Raw genomic sequence first — 15861 nt, forward strand, 5'->3', positions numbered from 1 at the left:
GTTCGTCTCAGTTCAACGCAACATTGACTGAGGCGAACATGACCACCACTTCTACCACCATCAGCACCACCACCCCGCCAGCAGGCCGCCGCGACGACGCGCTGATCGAGCGCGCCCGCATCGCCTTCGCCAAGGCCGGCGGCCACGAGCAGCCTAGCGGCGCCAGCGATGTCACCAACGTCGACGGCGTGACCATCGTCACCTTGCGCAACGTCAACGGCGTGCTGGCGGTCTACCGCCTCCAGGGCGGCGTCCTGAAGCGCATCATCGCCGGCGCCGCCACCGTCGACCAGTTGTTCAACGCCGCCTTCAGCACAGCGCGCGACCCGCGCAGCGCCGAGTACCGGGCCGGCGTGCGCGCAGCCCTGGCGTTCCGCATCGAGGGTGTGCCGATCCGCCACCAGCACGCCGCTGGCACTGCCGCTGACGATGCGTTCGCCTCCGGAATTCAGGAAGGCCACTCTGTTTGGCGCGCGGCCCAGGCCGAGGCCGTCACTGCAGCGGGCGCAGCATGAGCGCGCGCCAGAACTTCATGGAGCAGCACTTCTTCAAAAAGGACGGCTACTACGACATGACGGCGTCGGGGGAATTCCTGATGATGGCCGGCTTTGCCTACGCCCCCAAGGAGCATCCCAAGCCAGGCATGCGCGAGCGCGTCGACGAGATCCTGGCCAGCGCCGCGCGCGCCGGCTTCGGTCAATCCGACGTCTTCACCACCCTACTGGCAAAGGGTGGAATTTCCGAACGCACGTTGCGTCTGGCGTGCGAAGTAACCACCGCTGTCGGCGGCGACGCCACCATGTTCCACTTGATCCAAATCGCACCCAAAGGAGTAGCGCAATGAGCATGACCAGTACCACCCATCTGATCGCGCTACTCGCCGCCGGCGAACTGGCCGTGCAACTGCTGCATGCCGACAGTGCCACCAGGGCGGCAAAGGCGCGCTACCACGACAAGATCGACCAGTTCGAGGCCAAGCACGGTCGCGCATCCTCGCGCATCGACACGCGCCAGCCGGAGCACGCCAAGGTGATCAAGCACACCAAGGTCGAGTACGAGGCGTACCTGGACGCCAAGCGCAATGCCGGCAATGTGCGCCGCCGCCTGGAAAATGCTAGCCGCAAGGCGGCGACAATTGTAGCGACTGGAGGTACGCTGTGAGCGCCCGGCAACCGCACGAGCTGCTGCTGGCGGCGAAGCAGTCGGTGCCGGCCGCGCCGGTAGACATCGCCGGCGTGCAACTAGTCCCGATCGAATACGCCGGTCGCCGCGTGCTGACGCTGTCCGCTATGGATAAAGCACACCGCCGCCCTGACGGAACTGCGCGCCGGAACTTCAATGAGCATCGCGCCCGCCTGATTGCCGGCGATGATTTCTTCGAGCTGACCCAGCCGGACGAAATTCGTACGCTTGGTTTTTCACGACCGCAAGGCGGCACGCCCGCGTCGATCCTGCTGCTGACCGAAACCGGCTACAGCATGCTCGTGAAATCGTTCACCGACGACCTAGCCTGGGACGTGCAGCGGCAACTGGTGAGGTCGTACTTCGCTAAGCCGACGCCAACCACCGATCCGCTGGCCAGCCTTCCGCCGGAGCAGCGCGCGCTGGTCGGCCTAATGTTCGAGCAAGCAGCCATGAAGCAGCAGTTGGACACACAGGGCGCCGCGCTGACCACCGTCGAGCAGCGCGTCGACGATATCGCGGCCGGCCAGGTGCTGCTGACGCGGCCGTCGGCGGCCGAGTCCATCGTCCACATCCGCATACGGATCGGGAGGCTGTACGGCCTGCCCACGCGCATCGTCGATGAAGTGATCCGGCAGTCGCCGTACGCGTTGAAGCCGGTGATGGTGAAGAACGCGCACGAGGACGCCAAGGGTGGCAGCTACGCCTGCTTCTGGATCAAGGACGTCAGCGCCGTGTTCGCGCGCTTCGTTGCCGAGTGCCAGCGCGTCACGGCAACCCAGGTCATCCATCCCTACATCGACGGCCGCTTCAAGTTGTCGATACCGCGTGATCGACCACCACCAGGCACGCAGTCAATTCTGATTTAAACCCGAAGCAGAAACAAAAAAGCCCACCCGGCGCTCGAACGCCGAATGGACCCGTACGCCCTAATTTTTTGGAGAAATACCATGGCGAATCGTAACAATAACATAAATGCAATCAAAGGGGCAACCGCCCAGGCGTTGATCGACGACAAGTCCATGCTCGAGGACCGCTACGAGCAGTTCCCTGGCCACGTGATCGACCTGGCCGCGGCGACCGGCGCACCGATCGACCCCCACCTGCGCCAGCTCAACCGGATTCAATCTCTGTGCGCTGGCATGGGTGCGGTCATGCGCATCGTCTCGGGCAATCCCGTCATGGCCGCCTGCTTTGATCCGCAGGACGATGGCACGGCAATCCCGCTGAGCGAGGTGGCGATCGACCGCCTGACGAACATGGTCGCGACGATGTGCGAAGGCATCAGCGAAGAGATCGCTGCATCGGCCGATACGCTGCGTTCCCTGGTGTCGGCATGAGCGCCCATATCGTCAAGGCCGCCGGCGCCGACGGCGCGCTCCCTGGCACCTTCGCCGTCGAGGTGCCTTACGGGAAGCTGCACATTGAAGACATCGAAATCCGCAGCCACCTGGCAATGCGCGCCGAGCAGTTGGCCGGGCTCCTAATGCTGATCCAGCCGCCCGAAGGACCTAGCAACATGTTGTGGCTCGCCCAGCAGTTGGCGGACGAGGTGCTCGCGATGGTGATCGCCATGCGGACGCGCGGGGTTGCACCATGAGCGGCCCGACCGCCACCCAGCCGCCGGCCGCGCTGCCGCTCACCCCGGACGAGCAGCGCGTCCTGAGCGCGTTTCGCAGCATGGACTCCAACAGGCGGATCGCGACACTGGCCGTTACCGAGGCCTGGGCACAGGCTAGCCTGAGCCAAAAACGCCCGACGTTGTCACTTATTCAAGGAGGTTCCGTATGAAAAAACCAACCGCCGCACTGCTGCCAGACCAACAGGCGCTCACCATGCAAGAACAGACCTTGCTGCTGGCCTATCGGACCATGGATGGCCGGCGCCAGTGCGAGCTGATGTCGTTCGCGACTGGTGTAGCGGAGGCATTCCCACGTCGCGCAGCACCGACTCTGCGCCTCATCTCGGCGGCTGGAACGGCGGTGCGTCCATGAACACCGTTACCCAACTGCGCGCCGCCCAGGTCAAGCGCCTAGCCGGCCTGGCCAACGTCGTCGGCGCGCTGCTCGGCGCGATCGACACCATGCGGCCGGACGCCCAGGCGGACGCGCTGCGGGCCTGTGCCGGCATGACCGCCGACATCGCGGACGACCTGGACGAGCTTGTCGGCGGTGCGTCATGAGGGTCGTGCCGACACCCGGCGCGCCGCTGACCGCCGGCGAGCAGCAGATCCTCGCCCACTTCCGCCAGATGGACACGCGCCGCAAGGACGAGGCTCTGGTCAGGATGGCGCGGATCGCAAACACCCACCCGGCCACCGGCAAGCGCATTTCCGCGCTGCGCCTGGTGGCCACCCAAAGAAAGGCAGCACAAGAATGATCACGGAACAAATCACCCAGCTCGTGCTTGTCGGTCAGCTCGCCCTCGAGGGCTGGCGCCTGCAGGAGACCGCCAGCAACGCCGAGCACGCCTACCACCTGGCGATCCACGCCTATGAGCGCGAGCATGGCCAGCTCAACAAGCTGATCCACAAGGACGCGCCGGAGCACGCGGCGGTGCGCGAGTTCACCTCGCCGAAGTACCAGGCGCTGCAGAAGGCCCGGCGCCGCGTGTATGCGCACAAGACCCGCCTGGCCAAGGCCTGCGCCAAGCTGGCCCGGATGTCGGCGGCGCGCCCGCAAGGCGGTGCCGCATGAACGCCGGCCCATCTACCACAGCGGCGATGCTTTACGACATGGGCGGCACGGCCGACCAGAACGCCGCGCTGGCCCTGATCATGTTCACCGCGTTGTCCGCGCCGTATAGCGACAATGATGCCGCTGGGCGAGCGCACGCCGCAACCATATCGGCGGACCTGCTCGGCGCGGCGGCGGCCGGCGGCTTTGCCGGCGAGGCCGAGTTCCGTCGCCTAGTCGACGCCGGCCAGCTGACGGCGCGTCTGCAGGCGCTGGCGTTCGAGGCGCTGCGCTGCACCGGCGGCGCGGCGAAGTTCTTCGAGCTGCTGGAGCTGTCGACCACGCCCATGGAGATGTTCGGAGGTGCGCAATGACCAAGCACGCGGTGGTTTCCTTCCTGCGTCTGCGCCGAAAGCTGCGGGACATCGGGGGCGTGCTGCATGGCCTCAGTACCTCCATCAGATGTGCGCGGCGCGCGGCGGTCCGGCTGGAGGCTGGCACCCCGTTCGACCAGGCGCGGGCCGTGCGCTTCCGGCGCCTGCTTGAAGAGATGGATGTCTTGTGGCAGCAGGGACTCGACCAGCGCAGCGAGCTCGGCAGCGCGCTGCTCGAGCTGGCGCCCGACTTCGACCTCGCCACGACGCCGGGCGAGCGCTTCGAGCTGCTCAACATCAACGTGGCCGACCGCGCCGACATCGGCGAGCGCAACGGCCTGGTCATGCTCGTGGCCGGCTACGTGCTGGAGGATTCGGCCGAGCGGCGGCGACAGGAGTTCAACGACGGGCCGCTGTTCAACGCCGTGCACCTGCTGATCGTCCTGAAAATGAGCGCGACTGCGGCCGGCCGCGCCGCCACCGACAAGATCTTCACCGAGGTGTTCGGGGAGGATGCGTTCCAGCCGCCGGCGCCGAAGAAAACGTGCCTGACGCTCGTCGGCGCACCTACCACCCAACCAGGAGAAAAATAGTGGACATGAGCGAATCGCAATTCGTGGCCAAGCTGGCCGAGGCCATCGAGAAGCTGCAGAGGCCGGCAATCCCTTTGTCGGTCGACCTGTGGGACATCGCAACGATCGCCCAGTACCTGAAGCGAGATCCCCAGGTCGTGCGCGAGCGCATGGCGTGCCTGCCGAGCTTCCCCAGGGCTATCCGGCTTCCAACCAAGTCCGGCCGCGCCCAGCCGCTGTACAATGCCAAGGAGGTGATCGCTTGGGTGCAAAGCCACCAGGAGAAGTCCTAGATGAGGAGCGGGTTCGATTCCCGGGTCGGGAAATTGGTTCGATTCCGCTCACATTCAGATTCGGCAGGGGGTTTTTGCTACGAATATTTTACGAACAGCGATCATAAGTCATTGTTTTTTATAGGGTTCGGATTCCGGCTCCGGGCACCAAGAATACTGCAAACTTCACCAAAGTTTGCCTAAAAACCCCTAATAGATCAAATGCTTAGGGGTTTTTTAACGCTCATAGCACCCAAGTTTGCCCATTGACAGCAAGGTTTTTTAGGGGCAGTCTTGAGGGCATGCCCCCAAAGCGCTCAAGCGCGTGCCCCTAACATGCCCCGTCTCGTTTCCCCACTGACCGACATTCAGGTTAAAAACGCCAAACCCAAGGACAAGCCGTACAAGCTGGCCGATGGCGGTGGCCTGTACCTTGAAGTCATGCCTACCGGCTCCAAGCTGTGGCGCATGAAATTCCGACAGGCATCCGGCAAGGAAAGCCGCCTTTCATTCGGAAGCTATCCCGAGGTGACGCTCACCAAGGCCCGCGCCGCCCGCGCCAGCGCCCGCCAGCTACGGGCAAACGACGTCGATCCAGGCCAAGCCAAGCGCGATATCAAGCACGCCAAGGCTGCGGCCGCAGTCCATACCTTTGAGGCGATGGCTCGCCAGTGGCTGATCAACACATCGGCCGATCGAGCTGGAAGCACCCAGCTGAAAAATACCGCCTGGCTCGAACGGAACATTTTTCCCGAAATTGGGGCAATGCCGATATCGACCATCAAACCGCGTGACGTTTTGGCCGCGCTGCGCAAGATCGAAGCACGCGGTGCGGTCGAGTCCGCGCACAAGATCAAACAACTTTGCGGCCAGGTGTTCCGCTATGCCGTGGCCGCCGGCCTGGCTGATCGCGATGTAACAGCGGACTTGCGCGATGCGCTGTCGACGGTACCCGAGGCGCACTATGCCGCCATCATCGATCCGAAACAGGTTGCCGAGTTGCTGCGGTCGATCCACGCATACAGCGGCGCCCCATACGCCACCGCCGCGCTCAAGCTGTCGCCGTTGGTTTTCCAGCGCCCGGGCGAGTTGCGGTCGATGGAATGGACAGAGCTAGACCTCGACGCGGCAGAGTGGCGCATCCCTGGCCATAAGATGAAGATGAAGAACGACCACATCGTGCCGCTGGCCACCCAAGCGGTTGCACTGCTGCGCGGGTTGGAGACGATGCACGGGCACGGCCCATACGTTTTCCCAAGCATCCGCACCGGTGAACGCTGTATGAGCGAAAACACGATCAACGCGGCGCTGCGCGCCATGGGCTACCCCAAAGAAAAGATGACCGGCCATGGCTTCCGAGCAATGGCTCGCACAATCATGGACGAGGTGCTGGGAGAGCGTGTGGACCTGATCGAGCACCAGTTGGCCCACGCAGTCAAAGACCCAAATGGGCGCGCCTACAACCGGACCGCCCACCTGCCGGCGCGCCGCCTGATGATGCAACGCTGGGCGGATTATTTGGATGCGTTGCGCGCAGGCGCACAAGTGATCACTGGCACTTTTGGGAATGTCGCGCAGTAATACTGCCGATCTACCCCAACTTACCAACGGGACATCCTCGGCAGGGGGTGATTTTATTGATACAGGAAAGGCTGTTGTGATATTTCATTCGTGGGTCCCTAAATCAGTTGTAAACCAGGTCACTACTTATTTCAATCAGCCGTCCGGTGCAACAAAATTCGAAATAAAAACCGGGGATGGGGTCCTTGACGTAGCCGAAATGTGGAAAAGACTCGCGATGTGCCATGAAATGGAAACAGTTTGGAAATTCATTTCAACAAGAAATCCGTCTATTGAATTGACGTCAAATGGTGGCTTGCTAGGGAAAGTCAATCGAGCCATGGCCAGCTATCTAGAAAACCCGAAACTGACGCCTGCAGATTACAAAACCGAGATGAAAGAAATCGCTAAGCTTAGTGAGTTACTTGCCAGAAAAATAAAAAAATTTGATGGTGAGAATGGAGCATATACGACCTTTCCCTTGCATTCGTTATTAAATAATCACCAATTAGCTCAGGCGGAAATCATGATGAGGCCCGAGGTGGTTAGCGGAAATAACGTAATGCGCGGGAAATGCTGGATATTAGACTATTGCATGCCTTCAATTTCAACGCAAATCGAAGCGCTAGCGAAAATAGCTGATTCAGAATCAAAGCAGCAGAACATGCGCTTTAAATTACCTCGAAAAGTTAAAGGGAAAAATGCTTTTCGGACCTACTTTGTTCGTATAGTAGCCGACTATTTTTTCTGTATGTATGCGGACTATTCACCTGCGCGATTATCTATATTTTGCAGTACAGCTCTTGATGACGTTGAAATTACACCAGATTTAATTCGAAAATTATATCCTCTTGATAGGGATCAGAAGAGTATGTTGGCTACGCAGTCGGAATGAACAAGCTCGCCTTCGCCGATCTGCCGGTGCCTAACTGTCGAGTCCCGTTTGATCATAAACGCGTTTAACGAATAATTCCGGCTTGCGAAGTTGCCATTCCTTGAGCGCCTTGATCGGCGTTGTTGAGCCGATGGCACGCTGTGGAATATGGTGGTTGTAGAGCTTCAGGTAGTTGAGCAAGGTCGTCTCCAGATCGGCCCGGCTATCGAAACGGGTCTGCTGCAACAGCTCGCTGATGCGGCCGTTGAAGCGCTCCACCATGCCGTTGGTTTGGGGATGGCGCGGCGGCGCCAGGCGGTGCTCGATGCCCATGCCGGCGCAGACCTTGTCGAAGGCGTGCCGGCCGCTGGGCTTCTTGTCCTTCGCCGTGAAGCGGTCGGTGAACTGCGAGCCGTTGTCGGTCAGGATCTTGGCGATCTTGATCGGCGAGGCCAGCTTAAGGCGGCGCAGGAAGTCGACGCTGCTGTGCTCGGTCATGTCGCCGTAGATGTGCAGGAACACCCAGCGCGTGGCGCGGTCGATGGCCACGAACAGGTAGCGGCGCAAGGTCTCGTCGGGCACCGCCGGCGCCACTGGCTCTGGCCGATAACTGGGTCGAGAGCAGTAGCACGCCGGCGGCTAGCAGTTACACAAGCACGGCGCTGCCGGCATGCGACCGCACGGAGGATTTAGACTCATATTTCCGCATAATCCTCCGCGACTAGCGGAAGCGAAATGTCTAACCTTTGCATCAATCCGCTGAATCAAGGCGGTAAATTGCAAAGGCAGGCAACCATGGCACAGAAAGTAGAAATCCCCTCGGCGCTCCCGAGCAAAACCCTTCCGGCTGATGGAATGAGCCGCTGGAACCAAATCGCGCCTTTTTCACCGTTCAGCCGCGAAAAATTCCGGCAGCTTGTCAATGCGGGCAAGGCACCGCAGCCAGTTAAATTCTCTGCGCGCTGCACCGCGTACCCCAATCGTGAATTGCACAGGTTCTTCGCTGATCCGCTGAACTACTGTGCAAACACCCGATAACGGAGACGGTATGGCATCAAGAAAACAAAACGCCTCCACTAAGGGAGGCGCTCATTTCACGAAGCTGGCGGGCGGTGTGAAAGGGCAAACAAAGGAAATCTTTCGCTGCGGCGTCAAGCATACCAGCAAACTCCGCAAGGAGCTACATGCCAATGGTATGGCGCTACGCGATACCTCCGGCCGCACCCAATGCGAGACCTTGTTGCGGGTGCTGCAGTACCTCGGCGATAGGGGCATTAACACCCCCGAAGGCGTGGCTTGTGGCTTCTATCGAATCGCCACGCGCATTCAGGAGTTGGAGGCCAGTGGCTGGGTGATCGCATCACGCCGCGAGCGACTGGTTGGGCCGGATGGACTAGCCCACAACGGTATTGCACGGTATGTGCTGGTAGGGCATGGCGGCATGCTGAGCGACCCGCAAGGCTCCCTGGATTTGGAGGCGTCATGCTGAATCATCGTTCAATGGGCCCAATGCTCAACGGCGATTTTCTCGTCACCTACGCCACACCGGGATGCAACGTACCGACGGTGGTCTGTATCTGCACGTCTTCTGCTCAGGCCGATGATGAAGCAGATCGTTTGAACAGCTTGCAGAGGAAGAATGAACTGCGTCAGCCCCCCCAATGCCACACCAACATGGCCATGGTGACCGTCGAAAAAGTTTCCGAGGTCTGATATGGCGCGTTCAAGAAACATAAAGCCCGGCCTCTACAAGAATGAGAACCTGGCGGAATGCTCGATATGGGCGAGGTTCGTATTTCCCGGACTGTGGATGCTGGCAGACCGCGAGGGACGTTTAGAAGACCGACCTAAGCGCATCAAAGGCGAGTTGTTGCCGTATGACTCGGTGGATGTGGAGCCACTGCTCATCGAACTAGAGCTACACGGTTTCATTCTCCGCTATGTCGTTGGCAGCAATCGCTTCATCCAGATATGTAAGTTTGCAGAGCACCAGTCACCGCACGTCCGCGAACAGGCCAGCGCCATTCCTGGTCCAGGAGAAGCGTTAGAAAACACCTCCAAGGCTATGCCAAGCATCACCAAGGATGTGCCTAGCATCGCCCTAGATGATGATATGTCACCGCCAAGATCGCCTGATTCTCTGATTCCTGATTCCCTCTTCTCTGATTCACCTATAACTGCAGCTACCCCTGGCGGGGTAGTCGTCGCCAGCTTCGCTGCCGACCAGCGGCCGGCCAGGTCGATAAAACCAGATTGCCCGCACCAAGAGATTATCGCGATCTATCACGAACTGCTTCCCCAGTGCCCACAGGTGCGCGACTGGACGACGGCCAGAGCTACTCAGTTGCGGGCCAGGTGGAACGAAGACGAGAAGCGACAGAGCCTGGGTTACTGGCGAAGTTTCTTCGAGTATGTCGGCACGTGCGACTTCCTCGTCGGACGATCAGGAAAATCCCCATTTTTTGCTGACCTTGAGTGGATGACAAAATCCAGCAACTTCACCAAGATCCGCGAGCAAAAATACGAGAACAGGAACTGAGCATGGACGACCACAACACCAGCCCGCAAGCCATCGAGGCGGAACAATCAGTAATCGGCGCCCTCTTGCGTGACAACGCCGCAGTTGACCGCATGGGCGACTTACGCTCGATTCACTTCTACCGCCATGACCACCGCACCATTTTTTCCGAGCTGCTCAGACAGATCTCTGCTGGCCAACAGTGCGACGTGATCTCTGCCGGTGCGGCCCTGGCGCAGGCGGTACCGGATTGCCTAGCTTACCTGAACAGTATTCAGCAAAGCACGCCGAGCGCTGCGAATATCAACCGCTATGCCGATTTGGTGCGCGACCGTGCATTGCGTCGCGGATTGCTGGTTGCAACGGCGGAGATGTCGGAAATGGCATTCCGTCCCGGCGCCCGGACTGCGGGGGATGTGCTGGAAGCCGCACAGACGGCGCTGGCGGCCCTAGCTGAGACTCGGGCTACCCGTGAGCCAATCCGCGCCAGCGAGGCTATGGTGGCCCATCTTGACGTCCTGGACGGGCGTATCGAACACAAGTGTTCCGGTATCCCCACGGGATTTTCCGATATCGACACTTTGCTGACAGGTGGCCCGAATCGAGGCGCCCTCGTAATCCTAGGTGCGCGGCCGTCGATGGGTAAAACGGCCCTAGCACTGAACATCGCCACCAGCGTCTCCCAGAACTACAACGTGCTGTTCTTATCGCAAGAAATGCAAAACGGCGAACTGCTGGACCGGGCGCTGGCATCGTTGGGAAGTATTCCGCTGGGGGCTGTGATCCGAGGTGACATGACGGATGTCGAGTGGATTGGCTTCACCGCAGCCAGCGGCAAACTGCAAAACCTAAATCTGCACTTGGATGACCAGCCCGCGCTAACGCTACTGGATGTGCGCAGCAAGGCCCGACTGACCAAGCGCAAGCATGGCCTTGACCTGCTGGTGATCGACTACCTGCAGTTGATGTCCGGCGAGGGATCTAATCGTAATCAGCAAATCGAAGAAATCAGCCGAGGGCTAAAAGCGTTGGCCAAAGATCTGAACATCGTTGTCCTAGCGCTCTCACAGCTATCGCGCAACGCTGCCAACAAGGCCCGCCCTCAGTTGTCCGATTTGCGGGACAGCGGCGCTATCGAGCAGGACGCCGACATTGTGTTGTTCATCCACCGTGAAGAGGTCGACAACCCACAGACGCACTTGCGTGGGTTCGCAGACGTGTTCGTTGCAAAGAATCGGCAGGGCCGTATTGACGACGTATTACTGAGCTACGAAGGCGTATACACACGGTTCCGCGACAGCACAGGCACTCGGCCCGCAGATCCGGCGCCAAACTATCGCAAGGGCTTGGCCAAGAACCTATGAGTCTCGACACAACAGCTCAGCAGTGATCGGAGATCCGCATGCGCAGTGAGGCATTTCGCGACCTGCTGGACGGTCTAAATTCGCTCGATCTAGCGAGCGTAACCCAGCAAGACAAAGATGAATTTCGGCGATTGATTTTTCAGGTCGGGGCAGCGCACGGCGTTAGCCTGCTGGGGCCTGACGAGCGTGTCCGTACCGCACGTCAACTTCTAGATGAAGGTCTGCCGCGCCCAGAGGTTCGGGATCGCCTGATGTCGCGCTTTCATGTCGGCGATTCGCAGGCATATCGCGACATCACGGCGGCACTTCAAATCGTCCCAAAACCAGCAGGATTTTGGGACTACAAAAGCGCATGATCAATGCCTCAAGAATTTTTACGGCGTCGACGACGCAGAAAGGCATTGCAATGGAAGTAGTTTATTTTTCGGACGAACTCGCCGCTCGCGCCCCGGGTTTCATGTTCCCTCTTTGCGAAGCTCCAGGTGGCGCCTGGCTCTCATTGAACGACGTGATAAAAGCCATTCAGCGGCGCGAGACGGTCACTATCCGGCCCGCTTCGAGTAGTGAAATGAATCGGGCGGAGGCATTTGTTGCTCTATTCGAGATCGGGCTTATTCTGGGCGAGAAGATGGAGGCGCTGCTCGATCAAGATAGACCGGATGTCGCGGTGGGAAAGATTACTCGACTGCGCGAGGCGATTGAATCGTGCGACCCAACGCCCAGCGAGCTGCTGGACAGAAAGCTGGAGGCCTAAATGGGATTGCTCGACAACTTAGATACCCCGCAGGCTCAAGGCCTCCTCGGCGCGGCAGCGAGAATGCTGGCCGCATCAGGTCCCTCCCGGATGCCAACGGGATTTGGCCAAATCCTTGGGGAGGGTTGGCAGGGCTTCAATGATGGTCAGCAGGCGGCGCAGCAGCGCAAGCTGGAGCAGGACCAGATCCAGCAGATGGCGCAGCTGCGCGGCCTGCAGATCCAGGAGGCGCAGGGCGGCCTGCAAGATCACGAGCGGGCGCGCAAGAAGGCCGAGGCGCTGCTCCAGTTCTACATGAAGCCGGCCGGTGGCCAGTCCACCTCTGGCGCAGGCGGTGCGCTGCCGGCGGCGAGCATCGACGCCGGAGAATTTTACCGGGCAGCCCATTCTTACGGCGTGCCTACCGACAACGGCAGCCTGAACAAAATTGTCGATCTGGTAAATGGCGGGATGACTCCTGTGCAGGCTGCGTCGTCCCTAGCGGGGAAGAACTCGCCGACGGTGGCGAACTCCCAGCTTATCCAGGCCGCCGGCGCGAACGCGGCGCCAGTTCAAGGCGGAGCGCGTGGCGGCAATCAAAAGCAGGACGTCTACGAGCGGCGCATGGACCTCGCCCAACAGTTGCGCAGCGCCGGGTTTCCGCAAGAGGCCGACGCGCAAGAGGCGGTCGCCCTCAAGTTCAAGCCGAAGTTCGACAACTCCCCGCACGTAGTGATGGCAGCCGACGGCAAGCCGATCCTGGTCCAGACGGCGGACGACGGCACGGTGCGCCCGATCCAGGGCGGCTACGGCGTGGCCGAGAAGCTGGCCTTCCACAACCTGGGCGGCCGCACGGTCGGCGTCAACCCATATACCGGCGCCGAGACAGCGGACTTAAAAAACACCCAGTCTCCGGACTCGGTCGCCAGCAATGCCAGCGCCGCAGCTGGCCGTGCGCAGTCGGAGCGTCATTTTCAGGAGGAACAAAGTACGCCGCAATACATGGACACCCAGGATGGCATCATGGCGCTGCCGAAGCGCCTGGCGCCCGGTGTGTCGCCTACCGGCCGCCCGGTGTTTGGTCCCGACGGTCAGCCGCTCGAGAAAAAGCAGAATACACCGCAGTACATCGTCCAAGCCATCACCTCCAACGCAAAATCACTCTCATCCATCGACGCCGCGCTGGCCAGCCTAGGCGCGGCTGGCGGCAAGGATGCGGTCGGCTACAAGGGCTATCTGCCGAATAGCCTGCTGAATCGCCTCTATCCAGGGGGCACTGAGACACGCGCGAACATCTCGGATGTCGGTAGCTTGATCCTGCACGACCGCAGCGGCGCCGCAGTCACCGCTGCGGAATCACCGCGGCTCATGCCGTTCATTCCGCTGGCCACGGATGACGCGGAGACCGCCAAGAAGAAGCTCAGCCGCTTCAAGCAGATTTTCGAGGCGGAAACCAACAACCTGACATTCGCATTCCCGCAAGCGAAAAAACTGGCGGAGTACGCGGAATCGCAAACAGCCGGCCAGCCGGCCAAGCCGGCGCGCAAGTCCGCCATCAAGGGACAGATTATTGATGGCTACCGATTTCAAGGTGGCGAACCTGGCGATAAAAATAATTGGGAGAAAATCTAATGTCCGGACCGTGGGAGCAATTTCAAAACAATGCTGATTCGGGACCAGCAGGGCCCTGGGATCAATTCCAGCCGCCCAAGGCTAAGCCTGGCAAGCCAATCACCCAGACGCCGGATGCCACGACCGGCGGGAACACGCTGCTCGATGGGATTTCTGGCTTCGCCTCCGGTGTGGGAAGGGGTTTCGGCAACACAGTGCTGGGCGTCCAGCGACTGGCCGGCAAGGGGCTTTCCGCTCTCGACGGGCTGACGTCGGACTTGGCGCCCACGTTATCGAGCCTCGTCTCCGGGAAAAGGCCAACATCGCTCCTTGGCAGCGCCGCCAAGTGGCTTGTCGACGATGCCGATGCCGGCCGCGCCCGGCTCAATGAGCAAAATGCCCCGTACAAGGCCGCCAGCCCGATTGCGAACGGCACGGGGGAAGTCGGCGGCTCGATCATCGCCACCTTGCCGGTCGGTGGCCTGCTGCCGAACGCGTTGCGCGCGGCGGCCGGCGCCAAAATCGTCGACGTACTACCGCGTGCGCTGCAGGCGGCCAAGGTGGGCGCGGTGTACGGCGGCGTTACCGGTGCCACCTCGTCCAATGCGGACACGTTCGGCGGCATTCTGGCGGACGGCGCGAGTGGCGCCGGAACTGGCGCATTGCTCAGCGGCTTCTCCACACCGGTGGCGGCGGGGATAGGCGCCGTCGGCGGCAACGTGATGCAGCGCCTGTCCAAGACCAGCGCGGCGGAATACGCGAAGCAGAAGATCGCCGAGGCGCTGGCCCGCGACGCGCGCGGCAGCCTGGCCACCGGCGGCTACATCAACCCGCTTACCCAGGCCTCGGCGCGCCTTGCCAAGTTGGGCGACGAGGCGACGCTGGCCGACGCCGGCGGGCGCAACACCAACCAGCTGCTCGACACGCTGGCCACGCTGCCGGGCCGAACCAAGGACGCGGCCTACAACCTGCTACGCCAGCGTACGGCGGGCGTGGGGGACCGCATGCGCGCGGCGGCCGAGGACGCGCTGGACACGCAGGGGCAGCGCCTGCCCACCACGGTGGCGTCGCTGATCACCCGCCGCGAGACCGACGCCGCGCCGCTGTATGCCCAGCTGCGCAACACCAGCATTCAGCCGACCCATAAGTTGACCGAGATCGTAGCGGCCGCCGACGAGCTGGGTGCCACCAAGCTCGGGCGCGAGATTGCGACGGCGCGCCAAATCCCCTTCACGCTGAACCCGGGGCAGCCGGGTAATTGGCAGATGAGCGACCTGGACCACGTCAAGCAAGGCATCGATCAGGTACTGTCGAGCCGGAAGGCGATGAATGCCGACGGCAGCCTGACGCCGCTCGGGACCGCCTACCAGTCGCTGAAAACCCGCCTGGTCGGCGAGTTGGACGCGGCGACGACCAATCCGCAGACCGGGGAATCGCTCTACCGTAACGCGCGCCAGGCATTCTCGGCGCCGTCGGCGTTGATCGACGCGGCCAATGCCGGCAAGCTGGCTATCAACCGCGACGAGAACAGCATCCTGAACACCATGCAGGGCATGTCCGCCAACGAGATCCAGGCTTTCCGGATCGGCGCGTTCGAAGGGCTTCGCGGGAAGCTCGGTACCCAAGGGGGGCAGACCAATATCATGAACATGTGGAAGGAGCCGGCCACCCAGGAGAAGCTGAAGGCCGTGTTCGGTGATCTGCGCTCGTACCGCGAGTTCGCCTCCAGTGTCGCCAAGGAGGCGCAGCTGAAGCGCCTGCAGAGCGTCGGCGCCGGCTCGCAAACGGCGGCCCGCGCGGCCGGTATGGGCGACCTCGACATGTCCGCTTTGGGGGAGGCGGGCGGTGGGCTTGCGGCGGCCAAGGCCGGCAACCTGCTGTCTGCGCTGGGGTCTGCCAAAAACGTATGGAATCGCGTCGCCACGCCGCAGTCGGTACGAGACAACATGGGCAACATGCTGTTGGCCAAGGGTGCCAACGGAGCGCAGAACCTGAACAACCTCGAGGCATTGGTGCGAGAAATCAACAATCGCAACATGCTCTTGTCGAACAACGTCGGCATGTTCGGCGGCCAGGTCGGCAGCATGACGGCTACGCCGTTGCCATCGCAGCTAAAGTGACCTAAA

The 15861-nt window shown here is 61.2% G+C and carries 25 protein-coding genes and 1 pseudogene; 25 read left to right on the forward strand and 1 reads right to left on the reverse strand.

Annotated features, from left to right (window positions below; genetic code table 11):
* Positions 1-38 precede the first annotated feature (38 nt).
* The 16 genes from BM252_RS24135 (at position 39) to BM252_RS30440 (ending at position 7530) form a co-directional block, all read left to right on the forward strand.
* Complete coding sequence (locus tag BM252_RS24135) at positions 39-515, forward strand: hypothetical protein (protein ID WP_093390226.1); 477 nt, start codon at positions 39-41, stop codon at positions 513-515.
* On the forward strand, positions 512-844 hold the full coding sequence (locus BM252_RS24140; RefSeq protein ID WP_093390227.1) for a hypothetical protein: 333 nt from the start codon (positions 512-514) through the stop codon (positions 842-844). Before BM252_RS24135 ends, BM252_RS24140 begins: the two co-directional genes overlap by 4 nt.
* A complete protein-coding gene (locus BM252_RS24145) occupies positions 841-1161 on the forward strand; it encodes a hypothetical protein (protein ID WP_139236716.1) in 321 nt (106 codons plus the stop codon). Before BM252_RS24140 ends, BM252_RS24145 begins: the two co-directional genes overlap by 4 nt.
* Positions 1158-2051 carry an ORF6N domain-containing protein gene (locus tag BM252_RS24150; RefSeq protein WP_217429958.1) on the forward strand — a complete coding sequence of 298 codons (894 nt, stop codon included), beginning with the start codon at positions 1158-1160 and terminating at the stop codon, positions 2049-2051. The genes BM252_RS24145 and BM252_RS24150 overlap by 4 nt, the downstream gene beginning before the upstream one ends.
* Positions 2052-2132: 81 nt before the next feature.
* Complete coding sequence (locus BM252_RS24155) at positions 2133-2522, forward strand: hypothetical protein (RefSeq protein WP_139236717.1); 390 nt, start codon at positions 2133-2135, stop codon at positions 2520-2522.
* Positions 2519-2782, forward strand: coding sequence for a hypothetical protein (locus BM252_RS24160; protein ID WP_093390230.1), 264 nt, complete (start codon positions 2519-2521; stop codon positions 2780-2782). Before BM252_RS24155 ends, BM252_RS24160 begins: the two co-directional genes overlap by 4 nt.
* Positions 2779-2973 carry a hypothetical protein gene (locus tag BM252_RS24165; RefSeq protein WP_093390231.1) on the forward strand — a complete coding sequence of 65 codons (195 nt, stop codon included), beginning with the start codon at positions 2779-2781 and terminating at the stop codon, positions 2971-2973. Before BM252_RS24160 ends, BM252_RS24165 begins: the two co-directional genes overlap by 4 nt.
* Positions 2970-3176: a hypothetical protein gene (locus BM252_RS30435; protein ID WP_139236718.1), complete on the forward strand. Its 207-nt coding sequence runs from the start codon at positions 2970-2972 to the stop codon at positions 3174-3176. Before BM252_RS24165 ends, BM252_RS30435 begins: the two co-directional genes overlap by 4 nt.
* Positions 3173-3364 carry a hypothetical protein gene (locus BM252_RS24170; RefSeq protein WP_093390232.1) on the forward strand — a complete coding sequence of 64 codons (192 nt, stop codon included), beginning with the start codon at positions 3173-3175 and terminating at the stop codon, positions 3362-3364. The genes BM252_RS30435 and BM252_RS24170 overlap by 4 nt, the downstream gene beginning before the upstream one ends.
* Positions 3361-3561: a hypothetical protein gene (locus BM252_RS24175; protein WP_093390233.1), complete on the forward strand. Its 201-nt coding sequence runs from the start codon at positions 3361-3363 to the stop codon at positions 3559-3561. The genes BM252_RS24170 and BM252_RS24175 overlap by 4 nt, the downstream gene beginning before the upstream one ends.
* Entirely contained in the window at positions 3558-3878 is a 321-nt protein-coding gene (locus BM252_RS24180) for a hypothetical protein (RefSeq protein ID WP_093390234.1), read from the forward strand. Before BM252_RS24175 ends, BM252_RS24180 begins: the two co-directional genes overlap by 4 nt.
* Positions 3875-4231 carry a hypothetical protein gene (locus tag BM252_RS24185; RefSeq protein WP_139236719.1) on the forward strand — a complete coding sequence of 119 codons (357 nt, stop codon included), beginning with the start codon at positions 3875-3877 and terminating at the stop codon, positions 4229-4231. Before BM252_RS24180 ends, BM252_RS24185 begins: the two co-directional genes overlap by 4 nt.
* Positions 4228-4824: a hypothetical protein gene (locus BM252_RS24190; protein WP_093390236.1), complete on the forward strand. Its 597-nt coding sequence runs from the start codon at positions 4228-4230 to the stop codon at positions 4822-4824. Before BM252_RS24185 ends, BM252_RS24190 begins: the two co-directional genes overlap by 4 nt.
* 5 nt (positions 4825-4829) lie before the next feature.
* Positions 4830-5096 carry a hypothetical protein gene (locus BM252_RS24195; protein WP_245774420.1) on the forward strand — a complete coding sequence of 89 codons (267 nt, stop codon included), beginning with the start codon at positions 4830-4832 and terminating at the stop codon, positions 5094-5096.
* Positions 5097-5411: 315 nt separating this feature from the next.
* On the forward strand, positions 5412-6656 hold the full coding sequence (locus tag BM252_RS24200; protein ID WP_093390237.1) for a tyrosine-type recombinase/integrase: 1245 nt from the start codon (positions 5412-5414) through the stop codon (positions 6654-6656).
* Positions 6643-7530: a hypothetical protein gene (locus BM252_RS30440; RefSeq protein ID WP_139236720.1), complete on the forward strand. Its 888-nt coding sequence runs from the start codon at positions 6643-6645 to the stop codon at positions 7528-7530. Before BM252_RS24200 ends, BM252_RS30440 begins: the two co-directional genes overlap by 14 nt.
* A gap of 30 nt (positions 7531-7560) precedes the next feature.
* Here the strand turns inward: BM252_RS30440 and BM252_RS24205 are convergent.
* Positions 7561-8097 (reverse strand): annotated as a pseudogene (locus tag BM252_RS24205) (integrase core domain-containing protein); the annotation flags it as partial.
* A gap of 147 nt (positions 8098-8244) precedes the next feature.
* Between BM252_RS24205 and BM252_RS24210 the strand changes: the two are divergent.
* From BM252_RS24210 to BM252_RS24240, 9 genes are all read left to right on the forward strand, one after another.
* Positions 8245-8547, forward strand: coding sequence for a helix-turn-helix transcriptional regulator (locus tag BM252_RS24210; protein ID WP_245774421.1), 303 nt, complete (start codon positions 8245-8247; stop codon positions 8545-8547).
* Positions 8548-8557: 10 nt separating this feature from the next.
* Positions 8558-8998 carry a helix-turn-helix domain-containing protein gene (locus tag BM252_RS24215; protein WP_093390239.1) on the forward strand — a complete coding sequence of 147 codons (441 nt, stop codon included), beginning with the start codon at positions 8558-8560 and terminating at the stop codon, positions 8996-8998.
* Positions 8992-9222 carry a hypothetical protein gene (locus BM252_RS30445; protein WP_139236721.1) on the forward strand — a complete coding sequence of 77 codons (231 nt, stop codon included), beginning with the start codon at positions 8992-8994 and terminating at the stop codon, positions 9220-9222. The genes BM252_RS24215 and BM252_RS30445 overlap by 7 nt, the downstream gene beginning before the upstream one ends.
* 97 nt (positions 9223-9319) lie before the next feature.
* Complete coding sequence (locus BM252_RS24220) at positions 9320-10048, forward strand: hypothetical protein (RefSeq protein ID WP_139236722.1); 729 nt, start codon at positions 9320-9322, stop codon at positions 10046-10048.
* A gap of 2 nt (positions 10049-10050) precedes the next feature.
* The gene (dnaB, locus tag BM252_RS24225; RefSeq protein WP_093390241.1) at positions 10051-11391 is read left to right on the forward strand and encodes a replicative DNA helicase; all 1341 of its coding nucleotides are present in this window, start codon (positions 10051-10053) and stop codon (positions 11389-11391) included.
* A 38-nt stretch (positions 11392-11429) separates the two neighbouring features.
* A complete protein-coding gene (locus BM252_RS30450) occupies positions 11430-11747 on the forward strand; it encodes a hypothetical protein (RefSeq protein ID WP_139236723.1) in 318 nt (105 codons plus the stop codon).
* Positions 11744-12145, forward strand: a complete 402-nt coding sequence (locus BM252_RS24230; protein WP_139236724.1) for a hypothetical protein — start codon at positions 11744-11746, stop codon at positions 12143-12145. Before BM252_RS30450 ends, BM252_RS24230 begins: the two co-directional genes overlap by 4 nt.
* Positions 12146-13756 carry a hypothetical protein gene (locus tag BM252_RS24235; protein WP_093390243.1) on the forward strand — a complete coding sequence of 537 codons (1611 nt, stop codon included), beginning with the start codon at positions 12146-12148 and terminating at the stop codon, positions 13754-13756.
* The gene (locus BM252_RS24240) at positions 13756-15855 is read left to right on the forward strand and encodes a hypothetical protein (RefSeq protein WP_139236725.1); all 2100 of its coding nucleotides are present in this window, start codon (positions 13756-13758) and stop codon (positions 15853-15855) included. The genes BM252_RS24235 and BM252_RS24240 overlap by 1 nt, the downstream gene beginning before the upstream one ends.
* The last annotated feature ends 6 nt before the right edge of the window (positions 15856-15861 follow it).

Source organism: Rugamonas rubra (assembly GCF_900114705.1).
GTDB lineage: Bacteria > Pseudomonadota > Gammaproteobacteria > Burkholderiales > Burkholderiaceae_D > Rugamonas > Rugamonas rubra.

Excerpts from the sequence above, each read along its gene's own strand:
- BM252_RS30435 (WP_139236718.1), top strand. The coding sequence starts at position 2,970 with ATGAAAAAACCAACCGCCGCACTGCTGCCAGACCAACAGGCGCTCACC.
- BM252_RS24200 (WP_093390237.1), top strand. The coding sequence starts at position 5,412 with ATGCCCCGTCTCGTTTCCCCACTGACCGACATTCAGGTTAAAAACGCC.
- BM252_RS24145 (WP_139236716.1), top strand. The coding sequence starts at position 841 with ATGAGCATGACCAGTACCACCCATCTGATCGCGCTACTCGCCGCCGGC.
- BM252_RS24160 (WP_093390230.1), top strand. The coding sequence starts at position 2,519 with ATGAGCGCCCATATCGTCAAGGCCGCCGGCGCCGACGGCGCGCTCCCT.
- dnaB (WP_093390241.1), top strand. The coding sequence starts at position 10,051 with ATGGACGACCACAACACCAGCCCGCAAGCCATCGAGGCGGAACAATCA.
- BM252_RS24240 (WP_139236725.1), top strand. The coding sequence starts at position 13,756 with ATGTCCGGACCGTGGGAGCAATTTCAAAACAATGCTGATTCGGGACCA.
- BM252_RS24170 (WP_093390232.1), top strand. The coding sequence starts at position 3,173 with ATGAACACCGTTACCCAACTGCGCGCCGCCCAGGTCAAGCGCCTAGCC.
- BM252_RS24140 (WP_093390227.1), top strand. The coding sequence starts at position 512 with ATGAGCGCGCGCCAGAACTTCATGGAGCAGCACTTCTTCAAAAAGGAC.
- BM252_RS24230 (WP_139236724.1), top strand. The coding sequence starts at position 11,744 with ATGATCAATGCCTCAAGAATTTTTACGGCGTCGACGACGCAGAAAGGC.
- BM252_RS24195 (WP_245774420.1), top strand. The coding sequence starts at position 4,830 with ATGAGCGAATCGCAATTCGTGGCCAAGCTGGCCGAGGCCATCGAGAAG.
- BM252_RS24155 (WP_139236717.1), top strand. The coding sequence starts at position 2,133 with ATGGCGAATCGTAACAATAACATAAATGCAATCAAAGGGGCAACCGCC.
- BM252_RS24165 (WP_093390231.1), top strand. The coding sequence starts at position 2,779 with ATGAGCGGCCCGACCGCCACCCAGCCGCCGGCCGCGCTGCCGCTCACC.
- BM252_RS30440 (WP_139236720.1), top strand. The coding sequence starts at position 6,643 with ATGTCGCGCAGTAATACTGCCGATCTACCCCAACTTACCAACGGGACA.
- BM252_RS24185 (WP_139236719.1), top strand. The coding sequence starts at position 3,875 with ATGAACGCCGGCCCATCTACCACAGCGGCGATGCTTTACGACATGGGC.
- BM252_RS30450 (WP_139236723.1), top strand. The coding sequence starts at position 11,430 with ATGCGCAGTGAGGCATTTCGCGACCTGCTGGACGGTCTAAATTCGCTC.
- BM252_RS24210 (WP_245774421.1), top strand. The coding sequence starts at position 8,245 with ATGTCTAACCTTTGCATCAATCCGCTGAATCAAGGCGGTAAATTGCAA.
- BM252_RS24235 (WP_093390243.1), top strand. The coding sequence starts at position 12,146 with ATGGGATTGCTCGACAACTTAGATACCCCGCAGGCTCAAGGCCTCCTC.
- BM252_RS30445 (WP_139236721.1), top strand. The coding sequence starts at position 8,992 with ATGCTGAATCATCGTTCAATGGGCCCAATGCTCAACGGCGATTTTCTC.
- BM252_RS24190 (WP_093390236.1), top strand. The coding sequence starts at position 4,228 with ATGACCAAGCACGCGGTGGTTTCCTTCCTGCGTCTGCGCCGAAAGCTG.
- BM252_RS24135 (WP_093390226.1), top strand. The coding sequence starts at position 39 with ATGACCACCACTTCTACCACCATCAGCACCACCACCCCGCCAGCAGGC.
- BM252_RS24175 (WP_093390233.1), top strand. The coding sequence starts at position 3,361 with ATGAGGGTCGTGCCGACACCCGGCGCGCCGCTGACCGCCGGCGAGCAG.
- BM252_RS24220 (WP_139236722.1), top strand. The coding sequence starts at position 9,320 with ATGCTGGCAGACCGCGAGGGACGTTTAGAAGACCGACCTAAGCGCATC.
- BM252_RS24215 (WP_093390239.1), top strand. The coding sequence starts at position 8,558 with ATGGCATCAAGAAAACAAAACGCCTCCACTAAGGGAGGCGCTCATTTC.
- BM252_RS24180 (WP_093390234.1), top strand. The coding sequence starts at position 3,558 with ATGATCACGGAACAAATCACCCAGCTCGTGCTTGTCGGTCAGCTCGCC.